Below are 17811 nucleotides of genomic sequence, written 5' to 3'. Positions count from 1 at the left end.
CCCCGGCCCGCCGTGAACTTTACTGAAGCATCAGGCTGCCGTCATCCGGCAGGTAAGCATCGGTGAAGTAGAGCGCCGCGTCCGGGTCCGTCTCGAACTCGTAGGTCAGGGCGAGCTGCTCGAGCGCGGTCGCCATGCGGTCGGGATCGATGCCGCCCATGCCGTTGGCCATGGTGTAATCGGTGACCACGTTGGCATCGATGGCCAGTTGCAGGCGCCGGGCCTCCAGATCGACATCGGCGGCCGGGTTGCGGTCGGCAACCATTGCCGCGCCGGCCGCGGGATCTGCGATCACGTCCTTCCAGCCCTTCGCCACGGCGCGCAGGAAGCCGGTCACGGCGTCGGGGTTGGCCTCGGCGAAATCGGTGTTGGCGATAATGGCATTGCCGTAAAGCGCCAGGCCGTGATCGGCCATCAGGATGGTCGAAATGTCGTCCTCGGGCACGCCGAGACGAACGAGGTTCAGGTAGGACGAGAAGGAAAAGCCCGTCACCGAGTCGACCTCGCCCTCGGCCAGCATCGGCTCGCGGGTCGGGAAGCCCACCGGCTCGACGGTGATCTTGTCCATGTCGAGCCCGTTCTCCCTGGCGAAGATCGGGAACTGCGCCCAGGCCCCGTCGGGCGGCGGCGCGCCGAGCACCGAACCCTCGAGGTCGGCCGGCGCCGAGACGCCGAGGCTCTTGCGCCCGACAACGGCGAAGGGCGGCTTGTCATAGACCATCATGACGGCCGTGACCGGCGCGCCCGGGTTCTGGTCGAGGAACTTGATCAGGCTGTTGATGTCGGCAAAGCCCATCGGGAAGGCCCCGGTCGCGACCTTCGGGATCGCGTCGAGAGAGCCCTTGCCAGCGGACACCTCGACCGAGAGCCCTTCTTCGGCGAAATGGCCGTTGTCTATGGCGGCGAAATAGGCGGCGGAGGGGCCCTCGAACTTCCAGTCCAGCGCGAAGGGCACCGAGGTCTCGGCCAGCGCCGGCCCGGACAGCCCGAACGCGGCCACGGCGGCAGTGAGAATCGAACGCAGCATCTTGTCCTCCTGCTTTAAGCGTCGACGACGAGTGAACCCACTGTTGCGGGGCCGCGCATCATCGCCACCCTGCGACAAACCGGACCGCCCACCTTCTTGCCGCGATTTTGGGCGCGGCCCAGCGGCCACGCCCGAAAATTGGGCGAATGCGCCATGCGCGCGGGTGCAGGGTCAGGGCCGGGTCAGCGCGCCCGTCTCGACACCCAGCTGCGCCGAGAGATCCTCGATGCTGTCATAGAGCAGCTGCAGGAAATACTGCGGGTTGTGGCTGTAGCCGCCGGGATCCTTGGCCACGACCTGGTAGTTATAGGCCGCACGCAGCAGGCGCGGGGTCCAGCTCTGGTAGCGGTTGGGATAGGCGGCCTCGCCGTCATCGACGGTGCCGTCGCCGTCGGTATCCGTGAAATAATAGGGGTAGGCATGGCTGTCATAGATGATCGGCGTGCCGGCCACATCGGCCGCGTAGGCCGTGATGCGCTCGGCCAGGATGCCGTGCAATGTCATGATCTCGCCGTGGATGCCCTCGGCGGTGTCGCCGTCGCCGTCGAAGTCGGCATGCCGGGTCCGGATGTCGCTCAGTTCCTCGATACCCTGGTGGCAGGCGACGCAGCCCTCGGTCGCGACCTCGGTGGTGTGGGGCTCGTGGCAGGTGGTGCAGGTATTCGCGCTCGGCACGTGCATGAACCGCCCGGCATAGCTCTTGCCCGGGTACTGGTAGCCGCCGCGCGCGTCGCTGCCCATCAGCGTCGCGGCGGACGCGGCGTAGTGAATGTTGAGGAAGCCGAGCTCGGGATCGACCGTGTCGTCGGCCTTGCCTTCCAGCGCGGCCTCGACGGAATCGGTCGATTGCCGCCCCTGGTGGCACACCGAGCAGATGGCCGACGATCCAAGCCCGGACATCGTCACGCCGGACGGGAAGGACACGGTGTCGAGCGTCTCGGCCGCGCTGGTGTGACAGGCCGCGCAATCGACCGGCGCGTTGATGGGCGCCGGATGGTCGACCACGCCCGCGGCACTGCCGTCGGCCCCGAGGAAATCGGAGAAGCCCGGACCGGAATGGCAGGCGGCGCAATTGACGGGCACCGCACCGTCCTCGTTCCAGTGGGTAAAGGATTCGGAACTGTAATCCCCATGCGGCGAGGCGATCCATTGGTCGACCAGCCGGGACAGGCTGGACCCCTCTTGCGCCGCGGCCGGCAGGGCGAAGGTTATGCCCAGGATAAAGGCACCTATGGCTCTGGACAGACGGGAAACGCGCATGGAGACCTCCGAAAATAGGGTTCGCCGAAGCTTTACATGACTCTGTGAGCCTCTGATGACATTGATCGGTATCAAAGCATTTTCACAGCGCGGCGTCATCACTGACGCCGCGTTCCGGGAAGGAGGACGGCAAACCCCATGACCGAGATCAACCGATCCGCTCCGCGCGCCGGCGCGCGCGACCTGCCCAGGCCCAGCGGCCGGGCCCTTGCGCTGGCCTATCTTGCCGCCTGCCTCCTGCCGCTGGCACTGGCGGCGGGGCGGCACGTGGCGCCGGCCCACCCGTGGGAGGCCGCGGCGGCCGCGCTCGGGCTCGTGGCGCTGTCGGGCATGGCGGTGCAGTTCTTCACCTCGGGGCGGTTCGAAACGGTGTCGGGGCGGCTCGGGATCGACAAGGTCATGGCGTTCCACAAGATCGCCGCCTGGGGGCTTTTGCTGGCGCTGCTGCTGCATCCCGTCTTCTACGTGATCCCGACCTGGACCGAATCGCGCGCGCTGGGGATCGAGCGGCTGGTCGCCTATCACACCAGCCCGCATTACCGCTCCGGCATCGTCGCGCTGGCCGCGCTGGTCCTGCTGGTGCCCACCGCCTTCCTGCGCGACCGCCTGCCCTGGCGCTACGAGCTCTGGCGGGCCACGCATCTCCTGCTGGGGCTGACGGCCGTGGGCGCGGGGCTGCATCACGCGCTGACCGTGGGCCGGTTCAGCGCGGGCGGTGCGCTTGCCGGGCTCTGGTGGGGTGTGGCCGGGGCGATCGTGCTGGTCATGGCGGTGCTCTACGGCTGGCGCTGGGCGCGGCTACACACGCACCCGTGGCAACTACGATCCGTCACGCGCCTCGCCGACCGCACATGGGAGCTCGACATCCAGCCCGGCGAGAGCACGCCACACATGGATTACAAGGCCGGTCAATTCGTCTGGATGACCGAGGGGCGCGGCCGGTTCCCCTTGCTCGATCATCCGTTCTCGATCGCCGACAGCCCGGCCCGGCCGGGGCTGAGCCTGATCGTCAAGGAAGCCGGCGATTTCACCAACCGCGCGGGACAGCTGGCCCCGGGCACGCCGATCGGGATCGACGGCCCCCATGGCAGCTTCACGCTGGAGCATCGCGACGCCGACGCGATCCTGCTGATCGCCGGCGGTGCGGGGATCGGGCCGATCATGGGGCTGCTGCGCGATCTCGTGGCGCGCAGGGACCGGCGCCCGGTGCGCCTGGCCTACGCGGTCGGTCAGCCGGGCAACCTCGCCTGCCTCGAGGAGATCGAGGCCGCGAAGGACGTGATCGACCTCGAGGTCATGTTGCTGAGCGAGGCCGACGCCCCGGGATTCACCGGCGAGGTGGGCCGGCTCGACCCGGCGCGGCTGGACCGGCTGCTGGGCGATCTGGCGCGCGACCGCACCCTGGCGCTCATCTGCGGCCCCGGCCCGATGATCACCGGCGTCTCCGACGCGCTGATCGGGCTCGGCATGCCGCTCGACATGGTGGAATACGAACGCTTCGACTATCGCGGCGCGCTGGCCTCGCGGCGCGACAGGCGGCGCATTTACCGGTTCCTCGGCCTCTTCGCCGTTCTGGCGGCCGCCATCGCGCTCGCCGTACCGATCCTGTCCTGAAGGCGTCGCGGGATCGGCCCTTGGCGGGGCCGCCCGGCCCCGCCCGTCATTGCCCCTGCGGCGCGGGTTGGACAGGGGCGGGGTGAGTCGTGGTAGGCTAACCTTTTCGCCCGAAAAGGGCAGGCAGGAGGTCGCCATGTCCAAGACCGCGCGTTTCACCCCCGCGGCAAGCGGGATCACCTACCTCGCCGAAGGCGGCACCGAGACCGAGATCATGTACCGCCATGGCCATCGGCTGCGCGAATTCGCCATGTTCGAATTGCTCGACGATCCACAGGCCGTCACGGATCTGCGCGACATGTATCGGCGCTATCTGGACGTGGCCGCGACCCACGGCATGGGTGCCGCGATGGCCGGCTTCGACTACCGCGCCAGCCCGGACTGGGGCGAAAAGCTAGGCTATTCCGCCGCCGGCCTGGCCGAGATGCAGCACAAGTGCATCGATTTCCTGCGCGAGGTGGCCGCCCCCTATCGCGACCAGATACCGCATATCGCGATCTGCGGCTGCGTCGGACCGCGCGGCGACGCCTACGGGACCGGCGGCAACATCACGGCGCAAGACGCCGCCGACTATCACGCCACGCAGATCGCGACGCTCAAGGACTGCGGCGTCGATCTGGTCTGGGCGGCGACCTTCAACAATATCCCCGAGGCGGTCGGCGTCAGCCGGGCGGCGGCCGCGGCCGGCGTGCCGCTCAACATGTCCTTCACCCTGAACAGTGCTCACCGCCTGAGTTCGGGCCCGAGCCTGCGCGAGGCCATCGAGACCACCGACGCCGAAGCCGGGGAGGCCCGGCCGGAGTCCTACGGGATCAACTGTTCCCACCCGGTCGAGTTCGAACCGGCGCTCGGCCCCGGCGACTGGACCGGTCGCATCCGGTCATTCCGGCCCAACGCGGCCGAGATGGACAAGGTATCGCTCTGCAAGCTCGGCCATATCGAGGAAGGCGACCCGGCGGAACTCGGCCGGCAGATGGGGGACCTGGCCCGGCGCTATCCCGCCGCCGATATCTGGGGCGGCTGCTGCGGGTCATGGGACAGCCATCTCGACGAGATCGCCCGCAACGTGATGGCCGTGCGCGGGCCCGCCGCGGCGCCTGCATAGCGGCCGGGGGGCACCGGGGTCCCATGCCCGCCGCCGGCGGTCGCCCGGGTCAGATCTCCTCGCGCAGCTGTGCATAGGTCAGCGCGGTGAATATGCCCGTGCCGCCGAGGACATTTCCGGCAAAGGCCGGGAGAATGCCGCCGAGAACCGCCTCGACCGGCCCCAGTTCGCCGCGCACCACCAGAAGGAACAGCTCCGTAGAGCCGGCAACGACGTGCGACATGCCGCCAAGGCCGATGACGTAGGTCAGGATCACGATGATCAGCACCTCGCCCGCGCCTTCCATCCGGGGCAGGATCCAGACCAGCGCCGCGATGATGAAGCCGGCCGGAATGCCCCAGGCGAAATGCTCGAGCGCCGTCGCCTCGGCGTAGTGGCGCGACACGGTCAGAATGCCGTCGAACCGGGCTTCCGGCAGGATATGGCCGTGCACGAGCACCACCGCGGCGGCTGCGCAGCCGACGAGATTGGCCGCCAGAACGATGCTCCAGAGACGGGCGGTCTGGTAGAAGTTGGCCCGGCTCGGGGCCAGGAACAGCGGCAGGATGGGCGTGATCGTGTTTTCCGTGAAGAGCTGCATCCGGGCGAGGATGACGATCAGGAACCCCACCGTGTAGCCCAGGTTCGACACGCCCGCCGCCCAGTCGGCATGGGGCAGGATCGACTCGAGAAAGCCCTTGCACAGAACCGAGGTGCTGATCGCAAGCCCGGCCGCCACCCCCGACCACCAGAGCGCGCTGAACGGCCGCGACAGTTCGTGTTCGCCCTCACGGCGGATGGCCTCGAATATGACCGCCGAAGGGACCTTCTCGTAGGCGTCCACCCGGTTTTTTCGTCCCGGTCGCGTTCGGCGTCTTCCGACATGGTTCCGGCACCTCCCTGCCCGCGTGGCGATGCGCGCCCGGACGGGTCCGCGCCGATGGCGCGCGCCGGGCGCCCAATCAAAGCATGACGGGACAAGATCCGCCAGACGCGCCTTGCCCGATCGCCGGCGGGCCGGTCAGGAAACGATTTCGAGACTGACCGTCCGGTACGCGGCGCGGATCGTGCGGTCGCGCACCGGATCGTGGAATTCCATGCTGAACCCGTCGCCGGCGCGCACCCCGCCCACCGCCGGCACCGTGCCGCAAAGCATCGCCGCGCCGTCCGGAAGGGCCGCGCCTGCGATCAGGTCCTCGAGCGGCAGGATCTGGGCGAGCGTGCCGTCCTGGTAGGCAACCCAGGCCTCGTTCTCCAGAAGCCATGACCGGATCTCGATCCGGTCGAGATGCCCGGCCACCTCGTCCATTGGCCAGACCGTGCCGGCGGCGGGTTTCATGCAGGCCTGCTTGGAATGCGCGACGGAATGGGTTTCGAGCTTGCGGTCCGTGTGGTCCGAGGCAAGGCCGAGCCAGGTTCGGCCGCCGGAGCGGACGATCAGCGGTTCCGCCTCGCCCGACGTGTCCGGGCCAAGCACCTGGATACTGTCGCTCTGGCACAGCAGCGCCGCCGAAACCCGGTAAAAGAGCGGGGTCTCCGACGGCGGTGCCACGCCGATCGCCTCGAGTTCCCGGATATGATGCTGCACCTGGCCGCTGTCGCGGCCGGTCCAGCCGGCGACGAAAACTTGCGCGACGCTCAGATCGCGCGGTCCCTGCGGGGTCTGGAACAACATCGGCAAAGCCCTTTCCTGGCGCGGTTTTCGAAACGCGGCGACCGGTCCGGCCGGACCGGTCCGCCCGATAGCTACTGCATATCCCCGCGCTGTTCCATCGCGATGGCGGCCCGCCGTGTCGACGCGCCGGACCCGGCCCGGCGCGCCGGGCCGGATCAGGCCCGCATGATCTCGTCTTTCAGGGCATAGACGATCGCAAGCACGTCCTTGCGCACATCGGCGTGGTAGCCATGGCTTTCCATGACGGACAGGATGTCATCCGTTGCCGCCATGTACTCGGCCTCGCCGATATTCATGCCGCGATGCGCCTCGGGCATGCTGCGTCCGGTATAGCTTTCAGGCCCGCCGCTGCCGGCGGCAAAGAAGGCGCAAAGCTGCTGCTTGGTCGCGTCGAGCCTGTCCGGATCCTCCCTGTAGGGCAGGAATCGCGCCTTGATGACGGGGTTGCGCATATGGGCCTCGACGATCTCGTCGACCAGTCGTCGCACGCCGGACGCCCCGCCAAGCCGTTCGTAGAGCGAAACGGTGGAGAGTTCGCGGAGAAGTGGCTCTGCCATGGGTGTGCTCCTTCCAGTCTGTGTAACGCGGCCATCGGCCGGCCGCGCACACAGGGTGCCGACTCGATGCCGGGGGCGTCCAGTACAAGACCTGTACCGGGCGGCTGCGGACGCGGAACAGGATCGCGGCGGGTCGGAACGGGACGGGACGGGGCCGGCGGGGCGCGCCCTACCACAGGGCGGGCTTGTCCAGGGCGGTCACGCAGGTGCAGGGACCACGCAAAGGGGTCAGCTCCGCGCCGGTCAGGGACTGGCCGATCCAGCCCTCGGGATGGCTGAGGGGCAGCGGTGCGGGGGCGATCTCTTCCGTCATCGGCCGGAAGCCCACCTGTCCGTAGAAGGCCGGGTCGCCATAGGTCACCGCGATCTCGACACCAGCGACGCGCAGCGCGCCCAGCGCGTGGCGCAACAGGTCGCGGCCGATCCCCGCGCCCTGCCGGCCGGTCGCCACCGCCATCGGCGACAGGATGAAGACCGAGCGCGCATCCCCTGCATAGCGCAGCCTGGAAAAGATCGCCGCGCCGACGATCGCCCCGTCGGACCGGGCGATGAACACGTGCAGATCCGCGTCCGGCGTGCCGATCAGGAGCTCGCGCACCAAGCCGCCGATCAGCGTGCCCTCCTCCGCCCCCTCGGAGTCGGTGAAGGTCGCGGCGAACATGTCGGCGATCTCTTCCTCGCGGCCTTTGAATTCCGTCGAAAACTCCACCGATGATCCTCCTCCGGGTCGATCCCGTGCCACGGCGCCGGGTGCGTTGCCGCACGCCCCCTCATAGCCGACGTTTTCCGTGCCGTCATGGGGAACGCGCGGTTTCACGCGCCACGCCCTACGCGCGCTGCCGACGACCGGCGATCCCCGGTCACGGCCGTCACGGCCTTGTCACGGGCGAGGAGACGTGCCATCGGCGCGTCGCAGACGCCCCATCCATGCAGGATCATTCCGCGCCGTGAAGAAACCCGTTCGGAAAAGAAACTGGCACACCCTCGACAAGGATCTGACCCGGATGGGGCGCGTCGAGATCGCCACCGCCTACGTGGCACGCCCGCTGATCGGTTTCGGGGCCGCGCTGATCTTCGTTCTGCTCGCGGTCCTCGTCGCCGGGATCGTGTTCGGGTTCGCCCCGGGCACGCTCTTCGTGGTCATCGCGGCGGGCCTCGGCGCCTACATGGCGCTCAACATCGGTGCCAACGACGTCGCGAACAACATGGGGCCGGCCGTCGGCGCGAAGGTGCTGTCGCTGACCGGCGCGATCGCGATCGCCGCCATCTTCGAAACCGCCGGGGCGCTGATCGCCGGCGGGGACGTCGTCTCGACCATCTCGAACGGAATCATCGACGCGGACAGCGTCGCGGATGCGCGGGTTTTCACCTGGGCCATGATAGCGGCGCTCCTGTCGGCGGCCCTCTGGGTGAACATCGCGACCTGGATCGGCGCCCCCGTATCCACGACCCATGCCGTGGTGGGCGGGGTCATGGGGGCCGGCATCGCGGCGGCCGGCCTGTCGGCGGTGCACTGGCCCACGATGGGCGCGATCGCCGCAAGCTGGGTCGTTTCGCCGGCGCTGGGCGGGGCCATCGCGGCGCTGGTCCTCGCCTTCATCAAGGCACGCATCATCTACCGCGAGGACAAGATCGCGGCGGCACGGAAATGGGTGCCCGTCCTCATCGGTGTGATGGCCGGGACCTTCGCCGCGTATCTGGCGATGAAAGGCCTGAAACGGGTCGTTTCGGTCGACATCGGGGCGGCGCTGGGGCTCGGGGCGGCAACCGGGCTGATCGCCTGGCTGGCCGCGATCCCCGTCATTCGCCGGCAGGCCGCGGGCATGGAGAACCGGAACAAGTCCCTGAAAGCGCTGTTCGGCTTCCCGCTGGTGATCTCGGCGGCGCTGCTTTCCTTCGCGCACGGGGCCAACGACGTCGCGAACGCCGTGGGGCCGCTTGCCGCCATCGTCCATGCGCAGGAGTCCGGCGCCTTTTCCGACCGGGTCGCGCTTCCGGCTTGGGTCATGATGATCGGGGCCTTCGGCATCTCGCTCGGGCTGATCCTGTTCGGCCCGAAACTCATCCGCCTCGTCGGCGACCAGATCACCAAGCTGAACCCGATGCGCGCGTATTGCGTCGCGCTGTCGACCGCGATCACCGTGCTCATCGCGTCCTGGTTGGGGCTCCCGGTCAGTTCCACCCACATCGCCATCGGCGGGGTCTTCGGGGTCGGCTTCTTCCGCGAATGGTACATGCAGAGGCGCGCCGTCTCCAACAGGCAGAGGACGGCACCGCCCCTGACGCTGCCCTACGCGGAACGGCGCCGGCGCAAGCTTGTGCGCCGCTCGCATTTCCTCACGATCGTGGCCGCCTGGGTCGTCACGGTGCCGGCGGCGGCGGCCCTGTCGGCGGCGACGTTCCGGCTGCTGGGCGTCCTCTTCGGCTAGGCGCCCCCGCGGCGTCCGATCCGGGTTGGATCAGCGGCCGGGACCGTCCTCCTCGAGGTCGGTGGACGGCGCCCCTTGCCCGTTTTCGGGAACGGTCGGATGGACTTCGGCCTCGGCCTTCTCGGCCGCCTCGCGCTCGGACTCCCGCAGCAGAAGGCGCTCGATCCGCTGCTCGAGAACCCGCGCCTTCTCGTCGCGCGCCGCGATCTCCTGCGAGAGATCGCGGTACAGCGAGACCGCGATCAGGATCATCAGAAGCATGAAGGGAAAGGCCGCGATGATCGAGACCGTCCGCAGGCTATCCAGCCCGCCGGTCAGCAGCAGCACCACCACCATCAGCAGCTGCAGGCAGCCCCAGAGCACCCGGACCAGCCGCGTCGGGTTGAGCACGCCCTTCGAGGTAAACATGCCAAGCACGAAGGTGGCCGAGTCGGCCGAGGTCACGAGGAACATGCCGACGAGGAGGATGGATGCGACCGTGAGCACCCCGCCGCCGGGCAACTGGTCGAGCAGGGCGTAGAGCCCGGCCGGAACCTCGGCCGCCACGGCATCGGCGATACCGGCGTTCTCGAAGATCTCGAACCGGATTGCCGCGCCGCCGAAGGTCGAGAACCACAGCATGCTCAGCGCCACCGGGACGATCATCACGCCGAGCACGAATTCGCGGATGGTCCGCCCGCGGGAGATCCGGGCGATGAAACTGCCGACGAAGGGCGCCCAGCTCAGCCCCCAGGCCCAGTAGAACATGGTCCATTGCTCGACCCACGCCCCGTTCGAATAGGGCGAGGTGACAAGGCTCATCTGGATCACGTTGCCGAGGTATTCCCCCAGGGTCTGGGTCAGCACCCCGAAGATGAAGGATGTCGGCCCAAAGAGCAGAACCGCCCCGAGAAGCGCCGCGGCAAGCAGCATGTTGGCGTTGCTCAGCAGCCTGACGCCGCGATCGAGCGGGGTCATGGCCGACAGCATGAAGAGCCCCCCGATGACGGCGAGGATCGCCAGCTGCGCCGGGAAGCCGTAGGGGATGCCGGTCAGCTGCGCGATCCCGCTGTTGATCTGCAGCGCTCCGAGCCCGAGCGTCGTGGCCACGCCGAAGACCGTCGAGACGACGGTCAACACGTCGATGGCCTTGCCCCAGCCGGTGTCCACGCGCGCGCCCAGAAGCGGGCGGAAGGTCTCGCTTATCAGGCCGTGGCTGTCGTGGCGAAACCGGACATAGGCGATGGCCAGCCCCACCAAAGCGAAATTCGCCCATTGGTGCAGCCCCCAGTGGAAGAAAGCATAGCGCATGCCGGTCTGGGCTGCCTCGGCCGTGCGCGGCAGCCCGGTGCCGAGCGGGGGATCGTTGAAATGCATCATCGGCTCGGCGACGCCCCAGAACACCAGCCCCACGCCCATGCCGCCCGAAAAGATCATCGCGAGCCAGCTCGGAAACGAGAACTCTGGCGGCTCTTCCGGGCCGCCCAGCCGGATGCCCCCGATCCTCGAGAGGCCGAGGAACAGCACGAAAAAGACGAAGCCCGTCATCACCAGCAGGTACATCCAGCCGACATTCGTCGCCGTGGCATGCAGCACCGCCTGCGCGGCGCGCTCCACCGCCCCCGGTGCGATCGCGGCCGCCAGGACAAAGATCACGACGATCGCGACCGACACGCGAAAAACGGCGCCGACATCTCCCAGGATTGACGTGGTCGCGCTGGCAGGCTGGGTCATCCCGCGTCCCCCTTTCCGGTCGCAACCTAACGGGCGCCCCAACGCGTGTCGAACACCGCGGGTACGATCGAAGGCCTTGGTTTTCCGGTTGGTGTCGCGGGGCTCGCACCGGCGCCCCGGAACCGGGGCCCGGGGGCAAAATTCCCCGGGCTTTCGAGCTTTCTATTCTGGCTTTCCGGGCTTCCGATCCCTCCCGCGGGCAAAGGTCGCGGGGCATCCCGGCCGGTCCTCTGCAGGCGTTTTTCCGCGGCCGCGGCGATAAGGGTCCGGTCGCGCACCCCGGTCTGGCCCCATCACAAGGTCGGGAAGCCAGGGCGCCGGTCCCGGGAAGAGACCGGGCAACTTGACGGCGACCACCATGCAGGCCGCGAAGGGCAGCGGCCCCGTGAGGACGGTCTCAAGGATGATGGTCGCCACGACCGCTCACAGGATCGGAAAGCCCGCGCATGCGGCGACCGGCACGCCGTCGTCACGTGCCGCCGCGTCACCGCCCCGGAAGCCAGAGCGCCAGTCCCGGGAACACTACCAGGAGCGCCACCAGGATCAGCGAGCACAGGATGAACGGCAGCGCCGACAGGTAGATGTCGCGCATCGTCGTCCCCGGGGGCGCGACGCCCTTCATCACGAAGAGCAGCAGCCCGAATGGCGGAGTGGTAAAGCTGATCTCGAGCCCGAGCAGCATGATCAGCGCGAACCAGATCGGGTCGAAGCCGAGGCTTTCCGCCAGCGGGAAGAAGATCGGCACCGTCAGCAGCATGATCGAGATCTGCTCCATGAACATGCCGAGGATCAGCAGCACCCCGAACATCGCCAGCAGCATCGCCACGGGCACCAGGTCAAAGCCCGTCGACCAGTCGATCAGGCCGTGCGACGCCCCCGAGAACGCCAGCAGCTGGCTGAAGGTCGCCGAGCCGAAGACGATCAGGTAGGCCATCAGCGTGACCTTGAGCGCCCCCTCGACGGATTTGCGGATGACCTCCCAGGACAGGCAGCGGTAGATCACGCCCAGGATGATGACGCCGAGCGCGCCGAAGGCCGCCGCCTCCGAGGGGGTGGCGATACCCCAGAGCATCATCGCCACGACGATCACCATGATGCCGGTCATCGGCACCACGTCGCGCAGGACCAGGCCGACCTTCGCCGCCAGGCGGATCGGCGCGACCTCGTAGGCAGGCGCCGCGCCCGGGTCGGCACGGGTCTGCAGGAAGATCAGCCCGATATAGAGCGCGGCCAGCACCAGCCCGGGGATGACCCCCGCGATGAGCAGCGCGCCCACGTCGATCTTGGCCAGCGTGGCAAGCAGGACCGCCAGCGCCGAGGGCGGGATGATGATCGCGAGGCCCCCGGTGCCGAGGATCGGCCCGATGGACATCTTGTTCTTGTATCCGCGCCGGTTCATCTCCGGCACCATCAGCGAGCCGAGCAGCGCCGTGGACCCCATCGACGACCCCGACAGCGTGGCAAAGCCCGTGCCCCCCAGCACGGTCACGTAGGACAGCCGCCCCGGCAACCGCCCCAGCAGCCGGTCGATGGCGTTGAACATGCGCGCGCCGAGCCCGGTGTGGAAGAACAGCTCCCCCATCAGCAGGAACAGCGGGATCGGGATCAGGGCGAATTTCGAAAGCGCCCCGAAACCGTTGTCGAGCATCAGCACCACGCCCTGCGCCCCGCCCATGAAAACCCAGGCGCCCAGCACGTTGGCGGCGAGGAAAGCCAGCGCGACCGGCATGCCCAGCGCCATCAGGAAAACGATCGATCCCAGAAGCAGGGCGAGCGCCGCATACCACTCCATCACTCGTGTATCCCCGCCTGGCCCGAATGCATCAGCTTGCGCCCGAAGACGAAGCGCGCAAATTCCACCGCCATCATCCCGAACGACACCGGGAAGGCGATGGTCAGGATCCATTTCGGCGTGAAATAGGCGCGCACGTCATAGTCGTTGCGCGCGTAGTTCTGCTGCACCAGCTCGAGCCCCTTCCAGGCGAGCAGCGCGCAGAGCGCCACGCAGGCCAGCGCGATCAGCCGGCTGAGCACCCTCTGCGCCGGGCCCGGCAACATCGCGGTCACCAGCTCGACATGGACATGGCCCCGTTCGCGCACCAGCCAGGGGGCGCCGAGCATGGTCAGGTAGAACAGCCCGTATTCCCCGGACAGGAACAGCCACGCGAAGGGCTGCATCCCGAAATTCCGCATCGTCACCGAGATCAGGATGGACACCATAAGCCAGACCAGCAGCCCCCCTGCCAGGAGGGCCATGCCGGTCAGGATCAGGTCGTACAGCTGGACCAGCCGCTTCATGCGGGCACCTTTCGATGGCACGGCCCGGCGCCCCCACCGCGCGGGGCCGCCGGACCGGCGGGCTTACTGGCCCGGATCGCGCGACGGGTCGTAGAAATGCTCGAGCAGCGCATCGTAATGCTCGAGCCCCATCGGGTGCTTCTCCATCTGGGTGCGCATCCGCTCCCAGGTCTTCTCGCGCGCGGCGGCGAGGTAGTTGGACGCCGCTTCGCCGGTAAGCTCGACCACCTGCATGCCGCCTTCCTCGAGGGCCGCGAATTCCTCGTCGCGCCGCTCGCGCAGCTTCTCGACGCTGCTGCGCTCATGCGCGATCGCGGTCTCCTGCAGGATGCTCTTGGCCTCGTCGCTCAGCTCGTTCCAGCTGTCGAGGTTCACGATCACGCCGAGATCGGTCGAGAAGAAATCGGGCTCGATCCGGTAGTTGACGAAATCGTCCCATTTCAGGTCCATCAGCCCGATCTGGGTCCAGCCGCTGGCATCGACGACGCCGCGCTCGAGACCGGCATAGACGTCCGTCGTGGGCAGGTCGATGACCTGCGCGCCGAGATACTCGGTGAAGAAGGCGTTGTAGACCGGGTTGCCGCGCAGCTTCCAGCCCGACACGTCGAGATTGCCGTCCGCGTCCAGTTCCGGCTTGTCGACGGTCCAGAGGTTGTAGCTGACACCCGAGTCGAACCAGCCGAGGTAGTAGACCCCCATCTTCTCCTGGTGAATCTCGTTGATCAGGTCGATGCCGCCGTTCTCGCGGGCCTCGATCGCGGTGATGTTCGAGGCCACCATCGCGTCTTTCTCCGGCAGCGCGCCGGCGTAGAAGCTGCCGGGCGTGTAGACCATGTCCACCACGCCGTTCCGCACCGCGTCGGGCTGCTGGAACATGCCGATGGCCTCGGGGCCGCCGCGCACCTCTATCTGCACGACGCCCTCGCCGGCCGCGTTCACCTTGTCGACGAACTCGAGGAAGCTCTGGGTGTAGATCAGCGTCGTCGGAAAGGCGTGAACCGCCGTCAGGGTCTGCTCCTGGGCGCTCGCCGGTAACGCCACGAGCGTCGCGCCCGCCAGAAGTCCGGATGTCAGGACGTGTCGCATGGTTTGTCTCCTTCGTTGCGGGCCCCGCGAGGCCCCTCCCTGTTGCGGGGCTTTCCGCCCCCTGCTTCGCGCGACGCCCGGCAGGGCGCCTCACCCCGTTCCGCCGCCTGGCCACAGCCAGGGGCGGTCCGTCTTCAGCCCGCGCCGCCAGGCGTCGAGCGCCGGCGCGTGGCGCCGTGTCAGGTCGATGTCGTCCCAGCCATTCACCAGTTTCTCGCGCATCGCGTCGTCGAGCGTGAAGGCGTGTTCCTCTCCGCCCCCGGCCACCGCGACGCTGCACGCCTCGAGGTCGATCTCCATCCGGGCGGGCGCGCGCTCCAGTATCTCCAGCAAGGTTTCGGCCGCCGCGGGGGTGACGCGTGCCGGCAGCAGGCCGTTATTGACCGCGTTGGCCGCGAAGATGTCGCCGAAGCTGGGCGCGATCACCGCGCGGAACCCGAAATCGGCCAGCGCGTAGACCGCCGCCTCGCGCGAGGAGCCGCCGCCGAAATTGCGCCGCGTCACCAGGATCGAGGCGCCCGCGGCTTCGGGCCGGTTCAGCGGAAAATCCAGGTCGGGCGTGCCGTCGGCGTCGAAACGCAGGTCGTGGAGCAGGAAATCGCCATAGCCGGCGGCGCGCGGCCGCGACATGAACCGCGCGGGAATCAGCTGATCGGTGTCGATACCCTCGACCGGCAATGCCACGGCCTTGCCCCGGTGATGCGTCCAGCCGGTCATGCGACCTCCCGCCCGGCCAGCAGCGGCCTTGCATCCGTCAGTGTGCCGGTCACCGCCGCGGCTGCCGCCATCACCGGCGACATAAGGTGCGTGCGCGCGCCCGGCCCCTGCCGGCCGCGGAAATTGCGGTTGGTGGTCGAGGCGCAGCGTTCCCCGGGGGCGACGCGGTCACCGTTCATGCCGACGCACATGGAGCAGCCCGAGTCGACCCATTCCAGCCCGGCCGCGCGGAAGATCGCGTCGAGCCCCTCCTCTTCGGCCTGGGCCTTCACCAGGCTGGACCCCGCCGAGACCAGCCCCGGCACCTTCGCGCGGCGCCCCTCGAGCACCGCCGCCGCGCGGCGCAGGTCTTCGATCCGGGCATTGGTGCAGGATCCGATGAAGATCCGGTCGACCGGAATCCCGTCCAGCGGTCGCCCGGGCGCCAGTCCCATGTAGTCCAGCGCGGCCGCGATCTTGCGGGCCCGGGTCGGGTCCGGCGCCCGCGCGGGATCGGGCACCGTGCCGGTGATCGGCAGCGCATCTTCCGGGCTGGTGCCCCAGGTGACGATGGGCGCGACCTCGCTGCCGTCGAGCACCACCTCGCGGTCCGGCGCCGCCGCCGGGTCGCCGGCGAGGCCGGCCCAGTGCGCGCAGGCGCGGTCCCAGTCGGCCCCGGCGGGGGCGAAGGGCCGACCCTTCAGGTAGTCCAGCGTCACCGCGTCGGGCGCGACCAGACCCATGCGCGCGCCGCCCTCGATCGACAGGTTGCAGAGTGTCATCCGCCCTTCCATCGACAGCCCGCGCACCGCGGCGCCGGCATACTCGACCGCGTGCCCCCGGGCGCCGTCGGCCCCGAGCCGCGCGATCCAGGCCAGCGCGACGTCCTTGGCGCCGACACCGGGGCCGAGCCTGCCCTCGACCCGGATCCGCATGGTGGCGGGCCGGCTCTGCCAAACGGTCTGCGTCGCCAGGACATGGGCCACCTCGGTCGCGCCGATCCCGAAGCCGAGACTGCCGAAGGCGCCGTGCGTCGAGGTGTGGCTGTCGCCGCAAACGACGAGAAGGCCGGGCAGCGTCAGCCCCTCCTCGGGGCCGACGACATGCACGATGCCCTGCCGGCGATCGTGCAGCCCGAAGAGCTGGAACCCGTGAGTGGCGGCGTTCTGCTCCAGCGTCTCGACCATGCGCGCGATGTCGGGATCGGCGATCGGCGCGTCACGATCGCGGGTCGGCACATAGTGATCGGCCACGCCGAAGGTCAGGTCGGGCTCGGCCACGCCGAGTCCGCGCTCGGCCAGTTTGGCGAAGGCGTGGTGAGAGCCCTCGTGCACGAAATGCCGATCCACCCAGAGAAGATCCGACCGCCCCGCCGTCTCGATCGGGACGCGATGCGCGTCCCAGAGCTTGTCGAAGAAGGTGCGCGGCGCCGCGGTCATCCGGCCTCTCCCTGGCCCGGGTCGGGCATGACCACCGGCGTCCAGTGCCGCCCGTCGCCCGCACCCACGCGGTCGAGTTCCATCTCCAGGCGGAACCGGTCGGGCCTGTAGAGGGCGTGCAGATGTTCCACCCCGCGACCGGAGGCGTCGCGCACCACCCGGGTCAGCGAGATCAGCGGCGCGCCGACCTGGACCTCCAGCGCGTCGGCGACCTGCGGCGCGGCCAGGGTCGCGCTGACCTGCTGGCTGGCATGGTCGACGCGGACGCCGCCGCGTTCCATCAGGCGCAGCAGGGGCGTGTTGGCGAGATCGGCCTCGGAATAGCTCTGGGCGATGTCCGCGGGAACGTGGGTGGTCAGGTGCGAGAATGGCTTGCCCTCGACGAGCCGCACGCGCACCGCCCGCTGAACGCGGTCCGCGCTGCCAAGCCTCAGTGCCGCGGCGACCGACGGGGCCGGCGCACCGTACGAGAAATCCAGCAGGCGGGCCGTGGTCTTCTGCCCCATTTCCAAGAGCTGCGGCATCAGCGTGGCCAGATCGGCGCTCATGCTGACGCCGTCGCCGGGGCGCTTGCAGACGACGGTGCCGCTGCCCGCGCGCCGCTCGACCAGGCCCTGCGCCTCCAGCGCCTCGAGGGCGCGGCGAACGGTGACGCGGGACACGCCGTAATCCTCCGCGAGGCGCAATTCACCCGGCAGGGCCTCGCCCATGGCCGGCACGCCGCGCGCGATCTCGTCCTGCAGAAGCAGGAAGATGCGATGGGCCTTGCTGCCCTCGGGCGCCATGCGCGGATCGCGGTCTTTCGGCACGTCTCCCTCCGTCCGATTCTGGGTGAATCGTTAGCCGGGTCGGCCCTCAATGCAAGTTTTTTGTCTTTCACGCTCGAATTTTTTGTTCTTTTCATGATCAATGACCTGTCCTATCAATAATACA

The 17811-nt window shown here is 68.7% G+C and carries 16 protein-coding genes; 3 read left to right on the top strand and 13 right to left on the bottom strand.

What is annotated here, in order from left to right; translation table 11 throughout:
- Nucleotides 1–19 precede the first annotated feature (19 nt).
- Nucleotides 20–1027, bottom strand: a complete 1008-nt coding sequence (locus tag ACQ5SP_RS15045) for an ABC transporter substrate-binding protein (protein WP_430939220.1) — start codon at nt 1025–1027, stop codon at nt 20–22.
- Between the two features lie 171 nt (nt 1028–1198).
- Nucleotides 1199–2287, bottom strand: coding sequence for a polyheme membrane-associated cytochrome C (locus ACQ5SP_RS15040; protein WP_430939219.1), 1089 nt, complete (start codon nt 2285–2287; stop codon nt 1199–1201).
- A 138-nt stretch (nt 2288–2425) separates the two neighbouring features.
- Here ACQ5SP_RS15040 and ACQ5SP_RS15035 point away from each other — a divergent pair, with 138 nt between their 5' ends.
- Nucleotides 2426–3901 (top strand): ferredoxin reductase family protein, encoded by a 1476-nt coding sequence (locus ACQ5SP_RS15035; protein ID WP_430939218.1) that lies wholly within the window; start codon nt 2426–2428, stop codon nt 3899–3901.
- Between the two features lie 136 nt (nt 3902–4037).
- Nucleotides 4038–5006: a homocysteine S-methyltransferase family protein gene (locus tag ACQ5SP_RS15030; RefSeq protein ID WP_430939217.1), complete on the top strand. Its 969-nt coding sequence runs from the start codon at nt 4038–4040 to the stop codon at nt 5004–5006.
- Nucleotides 5007–5055: 49 nt separating this feature from the next.
- Here the strand turns inward: ACQ5SP_RS15030 and ACQ5SP_RS15025 are convergent, their stop codons facing one another.
- The 4 genes from ACQ5SP_RS15025 to ACQ5SP_RS15010 all read right to left on the bottom strand — a co-directional run bounded on the left by ACQ5SP_RS15025 (nt 5056) and on the right by ACQ5SP_RS15010 (nt 7926).
- Entirely contained in the window at nt 5056–5829 is a 774-nt protein-coding gene (locus ACQ5SP_RS15025) for a formate/nitrite transporter family protein (protein ID WP_430939216.1), read from the bottom strand.
- A 177-nt stretch (nt 5830–6006) separates the two neighbouring features.
- A complete protein-coding gene (locus tag ACQ5SP_RS15020; protein ID WP_430939215.1) occupies nt 6007–6660 on the bottom strand; it encodes a DUF2848 domain-containing protein in 654 nt (217 codons plus the stop codon).
- Nucleotides 6661–6815: 155 nt separating this feature from the next.
- On the bottom strand, nt 6816–7217 hold the full coding sequence (locus tag ACQ5SP_RS15015) for a group I truncated hemoglobin (RefSeq protein ID WP_430939214.1): 402 nt from the start codon (nt 7215–7217) through the stop codon (nt 6816–6818).
- A 169-nt stretch (nt 7218–7386) separates the two neighbouring features.
- Nucleotides 7387–7926 (bottom strand): GNAT family N-acetyltransferase, encoded by a 540-nt coding sequence (locus ACQ5SP_RS15010; RefSeq protein WP_430939213.1) that lies wholly within the window; start codon nt 7924–7926, stop codon nt 7387–7389.
- A 295-nt stretch (nt 7927–8221) separates the two neighbouring features.
- On the opposite strand from ACQ5SP_RS15010, the gene ACQ5SP_RS15005 reads away from it, so the two are divergent.
- The gene (locus ACQ5SP_RS15005; RefSeq protein ID WP_430939348.1) at nt 8222–9646 is read left to right on the top strand and encodes an inorganic phosphate transporter; all 1425 of its coding nucleotides are present in this window, start codon (nt 8222–8224) and stop codon (nt 9644–9646) included.
- Between the two features lie 30 nt (nt 9647–9676).
- Here ACQ5SP_RS15005 and ACQ5SP_RS15000 read toward each other — a convergent pair whose 3' ends face one another.
- The 7 genes from ACQ5SP_RS15000 to ACQ5SP_RS14970 all read right to left on the bottom strand — a co-directional run bounded on the left by ACQ5SP_RS15000 (nt 9677) and on the right by ACQ5SP_RS14970 (nt 17663).
- Nucleotides 9677–11359: a BCCT family transporter gene (locus ACQ5SP_RS15000; RefSeq protein WP_430939212.1), complete on the bottom strand. Its 1683-nt coding sequence runs from the start codon at nt 11357–11359 to the stop codon at nt 9677–9679.
- Nucleotides 11360–11843: 484 nt separating this feature from the next.
- A complete protein-coding gene (locus ACQ5SP_RS14995; protein ID WP_430939211.1) occupies nt 11844–13151 on the bottom strand; it encodes a TRAP transporter large permease in 1308 nt (435 codons plus the stop codon).
- A complete protein-coding gene (locus ACQ5SP_RS14990) occupies nt 13151–13657 on the bottom strand; it encodes a TRAP transporter small permease (RefSeq protein WP_430939210.1) in 507 nt (168 codons plus the stop codon). The genes ACQ5SP_RS14995 and ACQ5SP_RS14990 overlap by 1 nt, the downstream gene beginning before the upstream one ends.
- 63 nt (nt 13658–13720) lie before the next feature.
- Nucleotides 13721–14743, bottom strand: a complete 1023-nt coding sequence (gene dctP / locus ACQ5SP_RS14985) for a TRAP transporter substrate-binding protein DctP (RefSeq protein ID WP_430939209.1) — start codon at nt 14741–14743, stop codon at nt 13721–13723.
- Nucleotides 14744–14833: 90 nt separating this feature from the next.
- Nucleotides 14834–15460, bottom strand: coding sequence for a 3-isopropylmalate dehydratase small subunit (gene leuD, locus ACQ5SP_RS14980; protein ID WP_430939208.1), 627 nt, complete (start codon nt 15458–15460; stop codon nt 14834–14836).
- Nucleotides 15457–16878 (bottom strand): 3-isopropylmalate dehydratase large subunit, encoded by a 1422-nt coding sequence (leuC, locus tag ACQ5SP_RS14975; RefSeq protein ID WP_430939207.1) that lies wholly within the window; start codon nt 16876–16878, stop codon nt 15457–15459. Before leuC ends, leuD begins: the two co-directional genes overlap by 4 nt.
- Nucleotides 16875–17663: a GntR family transcriptional regulator gene (locus ACQ5SP_RS14970; RefSeq protein ID WP_430939347.1), complete on the bottom strand. Its 789-nt coding sequence runs from the start codon at nt 17661–17663 to the stop codon at nt 16875–16877. Before ACQ5SP_RS14970 ends, leuC begins: the two co-directional genes overlap by 4 nt.
- Nucleotides 17664–17811 lie beyond the last annotated feature (148 nt).

Origin of the sequence: Rhodovulum sp. YNF3179, from assembly GCF_050586465.1 — a bacterium.
GTDB lineage: Bacteria > Pseudomonadota > Alphaproteobacteria > Rhodobacterales > Rhodobacteraceae > CAJXYS01.
This window is presented reverse-complemented; position numbering and strand designations above follow the sequence as displayed.

What these genes read in the sequence shown, in the direction of transcription:
- ACQ5SP_RS15045 (WP_430939220.1), bottom strand. Translation starts at nt 1,027, where the DNA reads ATGCTGCGTTCGATTCTCACTGCCGCCGTGGCCGCGTTCGGGCTGTCC.
- leuC (WP_430939207.1), bottom strand. Translation starts at nt 16,878, where the DNA reads ATGACCGCGGCGCCGCGCACCTTCTTCGACAAGCTCTGGGACGCGCAT.
- ACQ5SP_RS15020 (WP_430939215.1), bottom strand. Translation starts at nt 6,660, where the DNA reads ATGTTGTTCCAGACCCCGCAGGGACCGCGCGATCTGAGCGTCGCGCAA.
- ACQ5SP_RS15005 (WP_430939348.1), top strand. Translation starts at nt 8,222, where the DNA reads ATGGGGCGCGTCGAGATCGCCACCGCCTACGTGGCACGCCCGCTGATC.
- ACQ5SP_RS14970 (WP_430939347.1), bottom strand. Translation starts at nt 17,663, where the DNA reads ATGGCGCCCGAGGGCAGCAAGGCCCATCGCATCTTCCTGCTTCTGCAG.
- ACQ5SP_RS14990 (WP_430939210.1), bottom strand. Translation starts at nt 13,657, where the DNA reads ATGAAGCGGCTGGTCCAGCTGTACGACCTGATCCTGACCGGCATGGCC.
- ACQ5SP_RS15030 (WP_430939217.1), top strand. Translation starts at nt 4,038, where the DNA reads ATGTCCAAGACCGCGCGTTTCACCCCCGCGGCAAGCGGGATCACCTAC.
- ACQ5SP_RS15000 (WP_430939212.1), bottom strand. Translation starts at nt 11,359, where the DNA reads ATGACCCAGCCTGCCAGCGCGACCACGTCAATCCTGGGAGATGTCGGC.
- dctP (WP_430939209.1), bottom strand. Translation starts at nt 14,743, where the DNA reads ATGCGACACGTCCTGACATCCGGACTTCTGGCGGGCGCGACGCTCGTG.
- ACQ5SP_RS15040 (WP_430939219.1), bottom strand. Translation starts at nt 2,287, where the DNA reads ATGCGCGTTTCCCGTCTGTCCAGAGCCATAGGTGCCTTTATCCTGGGC.
- ACQ5SP_RS14995 (WP_430939211.1), bottom strand. Translation starts at nt 13,151, where the DNA reads ATGGAGTGGTATGCGGCGCTCGCCCTGCTTCTGGGATCGATCGTTTTC.
- ACQ5SP_RS15035 (WP_430939218.1), top strand. Translation starts at nt 2,426, where the DNA reads ATGACCGAGATCAACCGATCCGCTCCGCGCGCCGGCGCGCGCGACCTG.
- leuD (WP_430939208.1), bottom strand. Translation starts at nt 15,460, where the DNA reads ATGACCGGCTGGACGCATCACCGGGGCAAGGCCGTGGCATTGCCGGTC.
- ACQ5SP_RS15015 (WP_430939214.1), bottom strand. Translation starts at nt 7,217, where the DNA reads ATGGCAGAGCCACTTCTCCGCGAACTCTCCACCGTTTCGCTCTACGAA.